General features: G+C 44.2%; 15 protein-coding genes. 11 read left to right on the top strand and 4 right to left on the bottom strand.

The window, feature by feature from the left end; translation table 11 throughout:
* Positions 1 to 8 precede the first annotated feature (8 nt).
* The 11 genes from AC58U0_RS20225 (at position 9) to AC58U0_RS20175 (ending at position 8,823) form a co-directional block, all read left to right on the top strand.
* Positions 9 to 575 carry a thioredoxin family protein gene (locus AC58U0_RS20225; RefSeq protein ID WP_497380791.1) on the top strand — a complete coding sequence of 189 codons (567 nt, stop codon included), beginning with the start codon at positions 9 to 11 and terminating at the stop codon, positions 573 to 575.
* An 11-nt stretch (positions 576 to 586) separates the two neighbouring features.
* Positions 587 to 1,210: an MBL fold metallo-hydrolase gene (locus tag AC58U0_RS20220; protein ID WP_497380789.1), complete on the top strand. Its 624-nt coding sequence runs from the start codon at positions 587 to 589 to the stop codon at positions 1,208 to 1,210.
* A gap of 310 nt (positions 1,211 to 1,520) precedes the next feature.
* On the top strand, positions 1,521 to 1,817 hold the full coding sequence (locus tag AC58U0_RS20215; RefSeq protein WP_497380788.1) for a hypothetical protein: 297 nt from the start codon (positions 1,521 to 1,523) through the stop codon (positions 1,815 to 1,817).
* A 241-nt stretch (positions 1,818 to 2,058) separates the two neighbouring features.
* Positions 2,059 to 2,487 carry a hypothetical protein gene (locus AC58U0_RS20210; protein ID WP_497380787.1) on the top strand — a complete coding sequence of 143 codons (429 nt, stop codon included), beginning with the start codon at positions 2,059 to 2,061 and terminating at the stop codon, positions 2,485 to 2,487.
* 5 nt (positions 2,488 to 2,492) lie between these two features.
* The gene (locus AC58U0_RS20205) at positions 2,493 to 2,771 is read left to right on the top strand and encodes a DUF2653 family protein (RefSeq protein ID WP_497380786.1); all 279 of its coding nucleotides are present in this window, start codon (positions 2,493 to 2,495) and stop codon (positions 2,769 to 2,771) included.
* 254 nt (positions 2,772 to 3,025) lie between these two features.
* Positions 3,026 to 3,469: a DUF1761 domain-containing protein gene (locus AC58U0_RS20200; protein WP_497380785.1), complete on the top strand. Its 444-nt coding sequence runs from the start codon at positions 3,026 to 3,028 to the stop codon at positions 3,467 to 3,469.
* Positions 3,470 to 3,762: 293 nt separating this feature from the next.
* Positions 3,763 to 4,926, top strand: a complete 1,164-nt coding sequence (locus AC58U0_RS20195) for a YhgE/Pip domain-containing protein (protein ID WP_497380784.1) — start codon at positions 3,763 to 3,765, stop codon at positions 4,924 to 4,926.
* 27 nt (positions 4,927 to 4,953) lie between these two features.
* On the top strand, positions 4,954 to 5,550 hold the full coding sequence (locus AC58U0_RS20190; RefSeq protein WP_497380782.1) for a TetR/AcrR family transcriptional regulator: 597 nt from the start codon (positions 4,954 to 4,956) through the stop codon (positions 5,548 to 5,550).
* Between the two features lie 7 nt (positions 5,551 to 5,557).
* Positions 5,558 to 6,520 (top strand): PfkB family carbohydrate kinase, encoded by a 963-nt coding sequence (locus AC58U0_RS20185; protein ID WP_497380781.1) that lies wholly within the window; start codon positions 5,558 to 5,560, stop codon positions 6,518 to 6,520.
* 855 nt (positions 6,521 to 7,375) lie between these two features.
* Positions 7,376 to 8,059, top strand: a complete 684-nt coding sequence (locus AC58U0_RS20180) for a YkoP family protein (protein WP_497380779.1) — start codon at positions 7,376 to 7,378, stop codon at positions 8,057 to 8,059.
* Entirely contained in the window at positions 8,056 to 8,823 is a 768-nt protein-coding gene (locus AC58U0_RS20175) for a polysaccharide deacetylase family protein (protein WP_497380778.1), read from the top strand. Before AC58U0_RS20180 ends, AC58U0_RS20175 begins: the two co-directional genes overlap by 4 nt.
* A 42-nt stretch (positions 8,824 to 8,865) precedes the next feature.
* Here the strand turns inward: AC58U0_RS20175 and AC58U0_RS20170 are convergent, their stop codons facing one another.
* The 4 genes from AC58U0_RS20170 to AC58U0_RS20155 all read right to left on the bottom strand — a co-directional run bounded on the left by AC58U0_RS20170 (position 8,866) and on the right by AC58U0_RS20155 (position 12,983).
* Entirely contained in the window at positions 8,866 to 10,665 is a 1,800-nt protein-coding gene (locus tag AC58U0_RS20170) for a response regulator (protein WP_497380777.1), read from the bottom strand.
* An 86-nt stretch (positions 10,666 to 10,751) separates the two neighbouring features.
* Positions 10,752 to 11,348, bottom strand: coding sequence for a sensor domain-containing protein (locus AC58U0_RS20165; RefSeq protein ID WP_497380775.1), 597 nt, complete (start codon positions 11,346 to 11,348; stop codon positions 10,752 to 10,754).
* Between the two features lie 64 nt (positions 11,349 to 11,412).
* Positions 11,413 to 11,940, bottom strand: coding sequence for a DedA family protein (locus AC58U0_RS20160; RefSeq protein ID WP_497380866.1), 528 nt, complete (start codon positions 11,938 to 11,940; stop codon positions 11,413 to 11,415).
* 23 nt (positions 11,941 to 11,963) lie between these two features.
* Positions 11,964 to 12,983, bottom strand: a complete 1,020-nt coding sequence (locus tag AC58U0_RS20155; RefSeq protein ID WP_497380773.1) for an AI-2E family transporter — start codon at positions 12,981 to 12,983, stop codon at positions 11,964 to 11,966.
* Positions 12,984 to 13,057 lie beyond the last annotated feature (74 nt).

Here is a 13,057-nt window from a genome sequence, read left to right as displayed (position 1 = left end):
GATTAGCGATGAGTAAGAATCTAGCAAATAAACTACGTACGGGCTTAAAGCCGCAACAGTTCATTGACAGCATGGAGAAAAATCAAGAACAATTTTTAGCTTATTACAATGGATTTGAATGGAATAATGAAGACGATAAGGAGTATTTTGATTCTCTAAACAACCGGGATGATCTGCGCTGTCTGATCGTTGCTGCGGATTGGTGCGGCGACGTTGTTCGCAACATTCCTGTCGTATTCAAGGCGCTGGAGAACAGCGGTATTCCTACGGAAGTACTTATCATGGAACAAAATTACGACGTGATTGACCAGTTCCTGACGGGTGGCGGTCGTGCGATTCCAATTGTTATCTTTACAGATACAGGCGGTTTTGTTTTGGGACAATGGGGTCCGCGTCCTGAACACGTGCAAGCTGTTATGAATCAATTCAAAAAAGAAAATCCAGATCGTGAAGCGGCAGATTATAGCGAAAAAATTCAAGTAGCCAGAGCCGAAATGGGCCGTCAATATGGTGAAGGTAACGGATATCATGCTGTTATTGTGAAGGAACTTCGTGAATTAATCGAGTCGTTCTAAGGTGCATACATATGATTAAAATTGAATCTTTTGTTCTAGGACCGGTAAGTACAAACGCGTATTTGTTATCTGATCCAGAAACGAAAAAAGGCATTATCATAGATCCTGGCATGAATCCTAAATCACTTATCAAAAAGATTGCCGATTTGGATATTGTAGCGATTCTCCTCACGCATGCTCATTTTGACCATATCGGTGGGGTCGATGAGATCCGAAAGCTCAAACGCTGCCCCGTGTATATTCACGATTTAGAAGCCGATTGGCTGACAAATCCGAAGAAAAACGGCTCAGCACGCTGGCCTGACCTAGGTGCTCCGATTGAAACGGACCGGGCTGAATATGCGCTAGACGAAGGCCAAACGCTCGAGTTTCTTGGCATTAAGCTTAAGGTATTCCATACCCCCGGTCATTCACCGGGAAGTGTGAGCTTCTTATACGAGAAGCACCTGTTCAGTGGAGATGTGCTGTTCAAACTGTCAGTAGGTCGAACGGACCTTCTCGGAGGGGATAACAACGTATTGCTGGATTCCATCCAAGATAAGCTGTTTTTACTCGATGACGATGTCATTGTGTATCCCGGACATGGCGCCAAAACAACGATTGGTTTCGAACGTGAAAACAATCCATATGTGTAAATATGAAAGGACTGCTCCCGCCCGAGGAGCAGTCTTTTTTTAGTTGAAAATGAGCTAAGAGGAACTATGATTTCGCTATTTATCGAAAAAGTTACCTTTTTGAGGGTTAGGGGAACATGGATGCTCGTTCGCCCATGACACATAACCATTTTATTTGGATCTGGGTATTTACCGTGTTCAAGGTAGGTGCTCCCCCATAGACTGATGTTGTAAGCTATTCACCCAACCTAAACGAAAACAAGTAGTTAAAGGCCATTTAATTTTATGATGAAAGTTTTCCTAAAGGAAAACTTTGAGGAGGTGCTCTTTCATGGAATATGTAAAAGCTCCAACGTACCCGATAGCCCCAATGCCGATGCCAACTCCAATGCCAATGCCTATGCCAGCCCCAATGCCGCTATCGGTTCAGCCGCAAGCTCCTATGATGCAAAGCCCGGTCCACAATGATATCCACTTGCACGCATCCTATCAACAAACATCGTATGTTTTCCCGAAACCGGTTGTGCATCACCCTGTAGCTAAAGTCAGCTCTTATAACTCAGTAGGAAGTATTCTCGTTCTGTTCATTTTGCTTGTTATTATTACACGTGGGTTTTGTAAATATTAATTCGCTGATCATCAGTAAAAAAGTAATCCACCTCGGGGACTTTCAACCGGAGTGGATTACTTTTTTTTATATTCGGAGTGGACTTAGGAGCCATAAACTTGGAAATCAAATAACGAATATCTGTAAGTTGTTGTTCAGTGTTGGCGGAACCTTTGAAACGAATTCTCGAGTGAAACGTATAGAATGGGACGAATTTGATAAAACTTTCATATTAACTATACACCTGGAGGGTCATGACACGATGTTCAAGAAAATAGTAATGCTGATTATGGCAAGTATGTTGGTTTTCTCCTTTACCGTGCCAACGCTGGTAGAAGCGAAATCTTCTTATAAAGCGCCGCGCAAAAGTTACACACCTACAGATCAACAAAAAGCGCCTACAAATAACGTCTCTAAAAACGAACCGAGTAATTCGACGACAAAAACGCCCGGCGTTCCAAGACCAGCAGCAAAGCCTGGATTTTTCAGCGGCGGTTTAATGAAAGGGTTATTAATCGGGGGAATGGCTGGTCTATTGTTCGGAGGCTTATTTGGAAGCATGGGAGCACTTGGTCATATACTTGGGTTATTAGTGAACGTGCTTGCCGTTGTTGTCTTGGTAGTTGTTATTAAAAAAATCGTATCTTTCTTTAGACAAAGAAGAAAGTTGAATCACGATCAGGAGAGGTAAAAAGCATGCGGTTAACGGAACAAGAAATCGTTAATGCGATTTGCTTGTATATGGCGGAACGCAAACGTCTCAAGCCAAATGATGTTGATGTTGAGTTGATGTGGGACGAGGATCTGGGCTTCTCGGCTGAAATATTTGCCGAAGGTCGTAGTCAAATCCTTACCCAAGGGAATCTGCATGAAGCCATCGTGCAATTTTTGTTCAATCAGTATCAGATACGAGCTTTTTGGGATCAAATCCAATTATCTTTGGAAGAAGAGATTATCGCTGAAATAGCGGTTTAATCCACATTCATCATATTTACCTGCAAAACCACTTTTCGCCAACGGCATAAGCCTTGGGAAAGTGGTTTTTTACATGAAGTCGTACATTAGAGAAAGAAAGATCAAAAAAATGATTGCGTAGTAAAGTAGCTGGCTGCTTTTAGGGTTTGACATGAAACCAAATGGTTGTATATAATCTAATTGGAAACCTATTGGTTTCGTATTACTACGGCAAGAGATCATGCCAAAAAATATCAAAAAAAGAGGGTATCTGAATGTTGTTGCAAGGGATCAATTATTGGGCAGTCTTAGTAACAGGCATTTTATCTTTAGTGCTTGGATTTTTGTGGATGGCGGTTATTTGGAAGCACCCTTATCAGAAGCGTATGTACGAGGGCATGGACTTGTCCAAAGAGGCAAGTTCGGCAGGCAAGATTCAATCTTTCGTGATTTATATTTTTGTCTTATTCATAACCTCGATTGCATTCGCAGCCTGCTTGGAACTTTGGAGAGCAGGGGGGGAAGCCTTCGGTTACGATGGAAACAGTTTGTCGAGTGCTTTCTGGTTTACCATGCTGCTAACTGCCGGCTTTACGCTTCCATTCACGGTCGGTAAAAAAGTATGGCAATTCAAAAGCTGGCTCGTTGTGGCCGTAGATACTTCATATGAGATCGTTCGTTTTACGATGCTGCTTCTGATTTTCTGGTTCTGGAAGTAAGCTTTTAATTACTTTATAAAAACACTGCCTATTGAAAAAATAGCAGTGTTTTTATTTTGTGTCGGGTACCATCAATATTATCTCATTAAATACCGCCTAAATTGTGGGGGGAGGTTTTTGTCATTTATGACATCAGGTTCTTCTCAACAACCTTAATAACCGACCGACGATAACAGCAACAATCATCGGTCGTTGCAACAAATAGGCAATATCTTGACAGCTTTTTAACTCCGCCCTATAATTTAAACAAACGTTTAATTTAAACAATCGTTTAACAAAGAGGAGTGGTTAAAATGAACCAAGCACTAGGTGCATTTCTAAAACAAGCAACGACGAAGGTCGGGATTATCACAGCCATTACGTTTCAGTTGTTATTTAGCTTAATTTGGATGACGGGTTATAAGGGAGTAACCGATAATACGAGCCAATTAAAGATCGCGATCGTCAATGAAGATCAAGGCTTAGGGAGCAAAATTGTTCAAAACCTGCAAAGCAATCTTCCTTTTCAAACGGAGTTAGTGACTACTAATGAACAAGCACAAAATCTGTTAAATGATCGTCAAGTTCAGATGGTTATACATATTTCGGCTGATTTCTCTAAACAGCTTCAAACACCAGGACAGACGGTACCCATTACCTATACAATTAATGAGTCTAACTCTTCTATGACGAAGTCCGTGATGCAAGCGGTAGCCGGGAATGTCACGGCGTCTGTTAACAAAGAGGCTGTAGCAGCTGGGGCATCAGCAGTTCTAACACAGATGAATCCGAAGCTGCCAGCCGAGCAAGCAGGTCAAATCGCGCAAGGACTTGCAAATAAGGTGACCTCTGACATTCAAAGCACAAATAAAGTAAAGGATATGCCGAATCAAATGCTTCCTATGATGCTCGTGCTTGCTTCTATTGTGGGTACGATGATCATGGGAATGAACTTTAATTTATCTACAAATATTCTCGGTGCATCTGTTAATAAAATTGGCAAAATGACTGCAAGAATCGTTGTGACTATCATTGCGGTTGTTGTAGTGGGACTGATCAGTACAACGATGGTCGTTGCCTTGGGCGGGCATGTGGAGAAAGGCTTTTTATCCCTTTGGGCGTTCGAAACCTTATTCTTACTCACCTTTGCGCTCGTCGCTCAAATGTTTTTGACATTGTTTGGGAACGCAGGTATGCTATTTAACATCGCGATGTTGTCCTTGCAATTGGTGTCTTCTGGCGCTATTGTGCCAAGAGAGCTTTTGTCGCATTTTTATCATACAATCAGTAATGCTTTCCCAGCTACCTATGCAGTGAATGGGTTAATGAATATCTTGTTTGGTGGACCAGGTGTTGCAAAGGAAGTTAGTTTCTTGTTTCTTATTGCCGGAGTTGCACTAGTCATGGATATTTTGGTTGTGTCTGTGAAAAAGGCAAAAGCAGTACCTACTATGGAACAACGTCCACAAACCGCTTAGTTCAAGTACGAGAAGGGCGTTGATAAAATGGCTGAGCAAGAATTAGAGATGAAAATGAAAATTCTTATGGCAGCTAAGAAGCTGTTTGCGAAGAATGGTTATGATGCGACAAGTGTTCGTCAAATATGTGAGGAAGCTGGGGCCAATGTGGCTCTGGTTTCCTATTATTTTGGTGGAAAAGAGAGCGTTTTCTATGAGATATTTAAGCAGTGTTTTCCGATTCACAAGCTAGATGATTTCTTTGCTATTGAGGACCCAGTCATTGGTATCCGAACAATTATACGAGAAGTTATTCAAATCAGAACGGCGGATCCTCAGTTAAATACTCTTTTACAGATGGAGATCATTACGATAAGCCCTCGTGTTGAGAAGATAAGAGAGCTGGTTTATCCCATATGGAAAAAGGTAAGAGAGTTTTTGGAAAAAGGCAGGCAGGAAGGGATTTATCATTTTGAATCCTTAGATAGCACGCTTATGTTTGTACTTGGCTCGATGTTTTTCTATAAACAGAGGGAGTTTTTTGAGTTTTTGTTTACAGAGGAGCGGCCGGATACGCAGAAGTTAATTGAGCAAACAATCACCTATGTGATGAACGCATTAGGATATCAAATTAAAGGGGATTGATGGAACAATGAGTAAAACGTGTATCGTATGTTTGGGTGAGCTTTTGATAGATTTCGTACCGGAGGTGAACGGGCAAGCGTTGGCTGACGTTACGAGCTTCCAGCGGGCGGCGGGCGGAGCACCGGCCAATGTTGCTGCGGCGGTCGCCAAACTGGGCGGCGACGCAAGGTTTATCGGTAAAATCGGCCGTGACCCATTCGGCGATTTTCTGGTGCGCACGCTTGATGAAGTTGGCGTGCATACGGCAGTTGTGCAGACCGATGAGGCGAAGACCGGTCTGGCGTTTGTTTCATTACGCGCGGATGGAGAGCGCGATTTCTTGTTTTTCCGCGACCCGGCGGCGGACATGCTGCTGCGCGCAGACGAAGTCCAGGCGCAGTGGCTGGAAGACGCCGCGGTCTATCATTTCGGCTCGGTATCGCTGATCGCCGAGCCTTGCCGCACCGCGACGCTGGACGCAGCGCGACGAGCGAGAGAACTTGGCGCATTGGTGTCGTACGACCCCAATGTGCGCTTGGCGCTGTGGCCGAGCGCTGACGCAGCTCGGGCAGAAATCCTTGCGCAGCTTCCGCTTGCGGATGTGGTCAAAGTCAGCGAGGAGGAAGTCGAATTCCTCCTCGGCGTTGACGCGACCACAGGTGCGCAGCAGCTGCTGCAGCGCGGACCTAAAGTGATTATCATCACTTTAGGCCCTGAAGGCTGCCGTGTCGTGACTGCACGGCAGGATGTTGTCATCCCCGGCACGCCTGTGGCAGCCGTGGATACGACTGGCGCCGGCGACAGCTTCGTCGGCGGCATGCTTTATCAGCTGGTATCGCTTGGCGCTACACCAGCTACTATTGTTGACGTGCTCGCTGAAACAGGAGCGGTCCAACAGGTTTTCGCCTTCGCCAACCGCGTAGGCGCAATTACGACGACGCGCAGGGGAGCGATTCCTGCGCTCCCTACACTTGCGGAAGTGCAAGGCTAGCTTTGTGATCCAGAGGCAATGCCGACTATCCCCAAAGCTCAGAAATGTCTCCAGGGAAAATTTCATCCATTTAACAACCGGAAGTTAACGGGATGGAATATATTCTGACGTATATGCAATTCTGAGTGAAAGGGATAGTGTTGTGAGACCAAGCAGTAAGAATTATCAATGCCGAGGGATTAATTCATGAAAGCCAAGCATATCCTCACTATCCCCAAAGCTCAGAAATGTCTGCAGGGAAAATTTCATCCAATTAACAATCGAAAGTTAACGGGATAAAATAGATTGCAGACGTATATGCAATTCTGAGTGAAGGGATAGTGTTGTGAGATCGAGCAGTAAGAATTATCCATGCTGGTGATCGATTCATGAAAGCCTAGTCTATGCCAACTATCCCCGCAGCTTAGAAAACAAGCACCCTACCTTCTACATTCCTTCCCGGAATTAGACGATAGGGTGTTTTTTGGTATGTAAAAACCCTTAAATCGACAACGTTCATCGAGTAGATCTGTCATATGACATTATGGCACTAGCCGATTTTACATCACAAGAACTAGCATAAGAGTTGTAAGGGATTTCTAAATGAGTGAGGAAGAGATGGACATAAACCAAAGTATCCGGAAACACCTGAGAAACTTCTGTTTTTTGTTGCTCCCGTCTTGTGTGTATGGAATCTGTTAGATTATTTTTCATTCTTAGGGATGGAAATCAGAACGCTTGGCGACTCGTTCTACGTCATGCTAGCAGGTGCAATCCTTATATGGTTCGGTCCTTATTTGGGTAATGGCTTGGTGAGGATGATTGGGAACCATACGCGTCGTTTAGTTGAAGGTTATGCTAGAAAATAAGGAGAATATGTATATTAAACGGGAGTGGGAAGAGATCATGACAGCGTCACTTATGAAAACATCCTTACAGTCCCTCTGGATGATGTGGGAGCACGTTTTTGACTTCTTAAACAGATTTCGAAGCGAGTCTGTGTGGGGATATGGCATATGTAAATTGGTGGTCAGGCAGCATCGCGGAAAAAGTATTATATGTCAAGATGGGTGTCGGATACTCGCCGGAGATTGGGTGGGCGAACTTCATCTGGATAATCGGCAGGTACTGGAGCTTACACGTACGGTCGGTGCCGATCGAGCAGGGTTGAGTACTGCACGCTTGTTTCGCCTTGCAATCAAGCAAATAAGTCAGGAGCTGGATAGCAATCCGGAACTGGTGAAAGTTCAGGCTTTAACCGGGATTACGCTGCTTCACCGGGGGATCATTCACGGAATAGGGTTTGAACAGCATCCCATCGAGTCCAAATGGCAGCAACAATTTTATGCGAGTTATCTTCGCATTCTTCTTCGTATGCTGCATCCGGAAGGGAAACAGCGAGTCGTGCAAAGCACCGGGAAGTTATCTCCCGTGATGCTGGTGATAAGCAAACAGTCTCTGAAGGAACGTTTTACGGTACGGAAAAAGGATTCAAAACCATTACCTCTTGATAGTTACCAGGATTTGCAGAGTCAAGGGAAGAAAGAGGCGATCTCATGATACAGAAGTTCATTCATTTATCCATATATGTGATGATTCTTTATATGATCGTTCCTTTTATTCTTACCCGAATATGTAGGTGGGGCGTTCACTCCAAGGGAAAGGTGGCGAAGGGAATTGCCTTTACTTTCGATGACGGTCCTGACCCTTGCTATACGCCTAAATTGCTGGATTTATTAAAAGAGCATGGAGTAAAGGCCACCTTCTTCGTACTAGGCAGCAAGGCCGAAAAACACCAGGAGCTGATTCAGCTCATGCATCGGGAGGGGCACCAAATTGGTATTCATAACTATACGCATACGTCCAACTGGATTTTGTCCCCATGGAAGAGTAAACGGGAGCAAGCAGATCGTACCGCTGACATTGTTGAGCGAATCACAGGGGAGCGGCCTACCTTTTACCGACCGCCCTGGGGGCTTCTCAATCTAGGAGATCTCCTCTTGATGAGAAAGTCTTATCGGATCGCACTTTGGTCGGTTATTGTAGGAGATTGGAAACCGTCGGTCAGCGCACAAAAAATGAAGCGTGCCTTGTTGAAAAGGATTAAAGCTGGTTCCATCGTCGTTCTGCACGATAGCGGTGATACACTTGGAGCAGATGAAGAAGCACCGCGGCACATGATAGCAGTACTGAAGGAAGTTTTGGAAGAAATTCAAATGAAGGGTTTGAAATGTCTGCGCACGGATGAGCTGCTGGGTAAGGAAGCGAGGGGGATTAGAGATGTCGTACCGAGAGCCAAATCTTCTGGTCAGGTCCATATGTAGGTTCGCTCAGTAAATGAGAAGGTAAGGATAGAAAGCCAGGATTTATGAGAGAAATCCGGCTTCCAATGCCTTCTGTATAGCTTCTTCCCGGTTACGAACGCCTAGTTTCATATAGGCCGTTGAGGCATAGTTCCTCACTGTGCCATCAGATAAGTATAATTTTGAAGCGATGGTTTTATAACGCAGACCTTTGGATACAAGCTGTAAAATTTCAATTTCGCGTGGAGTCAGGTCGTAGTTCTCGATTGTTTTCGCTTTAAATAATTCGATTTCACTCTTATCCATTTCGAGCCTCTCAAACAATTTATGCGACATCTCCTGATCAATCAGTGTGCCCCCGCGATAGACAAGACGAATGTTTTCAGCAAGCTCACGCGGTTCAATCGATTTCAATAAGTAACCGTGTGCTCCGCTTCGCAGAACTTCCAGGGCTTGTTCGGTATCCTGAAACGTGGTCAGAATCAAAATGCGGATGTGAGGCCATGCTTGCTTTATTTTTTTTGCTGCTGAAATCCCATCCATGTGGGGCATGTCCAAATCCATGAGCACCAACTGAGGCTGACACTGCTCGCATAACTCAATGGCTTGTTCGCCATCCTCGGCTAATCCCACCACTTGCAAATCCTTGTGTTCCTCGAGAATGGTCCGCAGGCTTTCCCGGATGAAGGGTTGGTCATCGACGATCAGTAAGCGAATAACTTCATCCGATAATTCCACTTGCCTTGGCAATGTGCAGGTAACCAGTGTTCCTTCACCACGCTCCATATAAACAGAGACTTGCCCTTGTAGATTCATGGCTCGCTCTTTCATCGCGTTCAAGCCGAAACCATCCTGCCATTTCTCACTCCCTGTACCATTGTCCTGCACGTCAAGTCTAGTGTGCCGCTGCTCAAATTGCAATGAAACGGTAATTTCCGTAGACTGTCCATGACGCACAGCGTTAGTTAATGACTCCTGCAAGCAACGAAAGAAAGCCATTTTGGCTTGCTTGGGTAACGGGTACTCTTCACCAAAAGTTCGGAAGCGAACGCTCACTTTGGCATGTGCTTGAAATTCTTCTCCTAATTGCTGCAACGACTGAAGCAGCGGAAGCGTCTCCTGCGGTGACTCTAATTGATGCAAGTATCCTCTGACTTCGTTCATGCCCTTGCGAGCTAAATTCAACAGAGAATCGAGCTTCTGTTCCCCGGCTTCCATAGAAAGTTCCGGACGCAAAGTTTCTAATCCCATGATAATAGAGGTATAGGAATGTCCAACCGTATCATGAAGATCCTTGGAGAGCCGATTGCGTTCTTCAGCTAGTGTGATGCGTTCGATTTGGGACAAATACTGTTCTAAAACAGTATTCTGTTCACGGATGACCTCACTTTGCCGATGATTGACCACCAGTAAATGAAAGGCAAACCCAATGGCATAAGCGAGTCCGATGTGGCTCATCATGATCCAATAATTGTTTTGATGAGAAAGCAAATTTATGAAAAGAGGTATGAGAAAGATCGTGACGGGCCCTGACCAACGATAGGATTGGTGAGCGCTGTTCACTGCAATCAGGAAAGCATATGTCAGAAATGAGAGATAAGCTTCCGGGAACAAAGAAGTTAAATACAAGATTAGTCCGCCAGAAAAAATGATTTCTGTAAGTAGATAATACTTATAGTTGAGCAACAAACAAAGCCAAGGAACAGAAAAAGCAATAATCTGCCAAAAAATCAAAGCCCACAGCGGCAGCGGTATTTCAGCATGCAAATGCACGGTGGTAACCATGAGAGAACTACTACCAATAAGTCGGAATATGAGCATAATCCAGTCATACCAAAACCACTGTTTTACAGCTTCAAACAAGTCTATCATCCCCTACTAAACCTTCATATTCTTGCTGTTTCCTAACCAGTATAGAACAAATTATTATCAAACGACACTTTTCTCAGCTAATCGTGGAATTGGTTTAAACTTTTAATCATTTGACGTGTGTAACCGCCGATCAGCCGTACCAACCCATTTGCTAGCCAAGCGCTCACAAAAGTAAGAAGAATCCCCACTACCGATACAAGAAGAGATTTCGTGAATGTATCTATCGGTATTCCAATGATGTGCATGTCTAAAAAAGGAAATAACAACGGAGCTAGGATAAACAAAAGAGGCGTCACGTAGAGTATGGTTGCACTTAGGAGACAAAGAAGTCCAATTAAAAATTTCAACATCAACCAACAGATAGAGATCCAGTTGCGGGGATCTTGAAGCTCCTCTTTGGCTTGCTCCCAGAAAGACGCATATAGTCTTATTTCCCGTTCGTAGGGCGGAGTGTTGATATCGGTATAAATCTTCGTTTGTATACGTTCGTATCGTACGAAAGTTGGCGTGGTTCGCAGTACTTGGGTGAGTAGTGGAATGCCTACCACTGTAAATGAAAGACCTAAACCTAAGGTAAGGGTAACTAGAAAGAAACAAAAGTAAAATAACCCTGTAGCAAAAGTAAATAGCAAGAAGTAGCCATTTTGGATGAAACTAATGATCTTTTTTTTCATAAATGATTCATCAACCCTTCTATTTAATAGCCGTAATCCAAAAGTCTGCCTCAAAACAGTGTCGCTAGAAGAACAATCGAAGAAGTGAAGCATGATAATTGGAAAAATCGACGGATGCTCCGAGGAAATACCCGATTGAAATAAAAATAAGGGACCAACCCAAAGCCCCTACTCCCGAGTAGAGCAAATATTTTCGTGGGCTCATAGCGCTTACTCCTGCCAAATAACAGGTTACATGGCGGAGGCCTGGAATGAAGTAGCCAATGCAAATGGCCCAAGGGCCGTGGTGCTTGAACCAAGTCTCCGTTTTTTCCAGCCTTTTTGTCGTAAGCTTGATCCATTTTCCATATTTCCAGAGCAGCGGCTTGCCGAATTTCCGCCCAAGGGCATAGCTGCACAGCATGCCGGTCATGGCCCCGAAGAAGCTAACTGCAAGGGATATCGGGAAAAGAAGCAGCCTAAGAGAAGAGAGATAGCCGACAATCGTCATTAGGATTTCATCAGGGACAGGCAAGCCAATAATACCAAGAGCCAAACTGAAGAAAATGGCGATGTATCCGTATTGTATAATGATGTCTTGTAGGAAAGTTATGGCGAGCACGCTCCATTCTACTTTTACAGGTGTTGGAAAGTTTGGGCTTTTCCGATTTTTTGAATATCCAGAATATCAAGTAAAAAAACAAAGGTTGGAATGCCGATGATCAATCCCCAAATGCCAATGAAATGCTCAGAAAAGAGCAGAACGAGAAAGGTGTAGAAGACGGGCAAATGCGTTTTGGATGCCATCAGCCGGGGATTGAGCACATAGGCCTCCACTGTATGAATAATCGTCACAGTAATAATTAGGTAGATGATATAAGTGAAACCGCCCAAGCTGAACGCAATCATGCTTAATGGAATCAGGGATAGAAAGACGCCTGCCACTGGAATAAGCCCCAGGACATAGATAAGTAGGGCCAAACCGATCAGATTGGGAAAGCCCATCAGCCATAGCGCGAAGGTCGTCATCAGGGAGTTGATCAAGGCGATCAGCAGCTGGGCTTCGATCACTTTGCCGAACGTCTGAACGAGCTTTTTACCGAAAAATTCAACTTCTCTGGAGAACCAGCCCAGCTTGCTAGTGTGGAATTGTGCTGTGAATCGAATGACGTTCTCTTTGCCCAAAAGCAGGAAAAGGCTTAGCATTAAGGCCAAAAAGACTTGAAATCCGAGATTGCCGATTTTGATCATAAAGTCGAACCCCGGTTTCACTATGCTCGGAAGGTCGAGGCTATCCAACCAAGCGGTTACGTAGCCTGCCACTTCGTTTTGAGGTTTGTCATAGAGCTGATTGACAAGTTCGAACAGTTGGGCAATTTGGCCAACCAGGGCGGGGAAAAATTTTGCACCTGCAAGAATCAAAAGTGCTAGAAAGGTAGCATAGATAAGCGCAAGCAGAAATTTGGAGTTGACCGGAACAATTTTTTCGATCCATCGCTTACTGTATTGGTGCAGCCGATTCATCAGATACGTCAGCAAAAAGGTCAGTAGAACAAGGTTCAGCATACTGCGAATAAAAAATAGAACAAGGCAAAACAATGCTAGTACCGCAAATCGCTGCACTTCTTTTTTTTGCAAAATAGCCATGATATTCATAAACGACTTCCTTTCAGGACAACAATTTCTACAGTAATAGCTGTATCTTAAAGGTCTCTAAGTAATTAAATCTA

The sequence above is a fragment of the Paenibacillus sp. J31P190 genome (assembly GCF_059692075.1).
The sequence above is the reverse complement of the archived record's forward strand: the minus strand, read 5'-3'. Positions and strand labels throughout refer to the sequence as shown.

What these genes read in the sequence shown, in the direction of transcription:
- AC58U0_RS20225 (WP_497380791.1), top strand. Translation starts at nt 9, where the DNA reads ATGAGTAAGAATCTAGCAAATAAACTACGTACGGGCTTAAAGCCGCAA.
- AC58U0_RS20220 (WP_497380789.1), top strand. Translation starts at nt 587, where the DNA reads ATGATTAAAATTGAATCTTTTGTTCTAGGACCGGTAAGTACAAACGCG.
- AC58U0_RS20215 (WP_497380788.1), top strand. Translation starts at nt 1,521, where the DNA reads ATGGAATATGTAAAAGCTCCAACGTACCCGATAGCCCCAATGCCGATG.
- AC58U0_RS20210 (WP_497380787.1), top strand. Translation starts at nt 2,059, where the DNA reads ATGTTCAAGAAAATAGTAATGCTGATTATGGCAAGTATGTTGGTTTTC.
- AC58U0_RS20205 (WP_497380786.1), top strand. Translation starts at nt 2,493, where the DNA reads ATGCGGTTAACGGAACAAGAAATCGTTAATGCGATTTGCTTGTATATG.
- AC58U0_RS20200 (WP_497380785.1), top strand. Translation starts at nt 3,026, where the DNA reads ATGTTGTTGCAAGGGATCAATTATTGGGCAGTCTTAGTAACAGGCATT.
- AC58U0_RS20195 (WP_497380784.1), top strand. Translation starts at nt 3,763, where the DNA reads ATGAACCAAGCACTAGGTGCATTTCTAAAACAAGCAACGACGAAGGTC.
- AC58U0_RS20190 (WP_497380782.1), top strand. Translation starts at nt 4,954, where the DNA reads ATGGCTGAGCAAGAATTAGAGATGAAAATGAAAATTCTTATGGCAGCT.
- AC58U0_RS20185 (WP_497380781.1), top strand. Translation starts at nt 5,558, where the DNA reads ATGAGTAAAACGTGTATCGTATGTTTGGGTGAGCTTTTGATAGATTTC.
- AC58U0_RS20180 (WP_497380779.1), top strand. Translation starts at nt 7,376, where the DNA reads ATGTATATTAAACGGGAGTGGGAAGAGATCATGACAGCGTCACTTATG.
- AC58U0_RS20175 (WP_497380778.1), top strand. Translation starts at nt 8,056, where the DNA reads ATGATACAGAAGTTCATTCATTTATCCATATATGTGATGATTCTTTAT.
- AC58U0_RS20165 (WP_497380775.1), bottom strand. Translation starts at nt 11,348, where the DNA reads ATGAAAAAAAAGATCATTAGTTTCATCCAAAATGGCTACTTCTTGCTA.
- AC58U0_RS20155 (WP_497380773.1), bottom strand. Translation starts at nt 12,983, where the DNA reads ATGAATATCATGGCTATTTTGCAAAAAAAAGAAGTGCAGCGATTTGCG.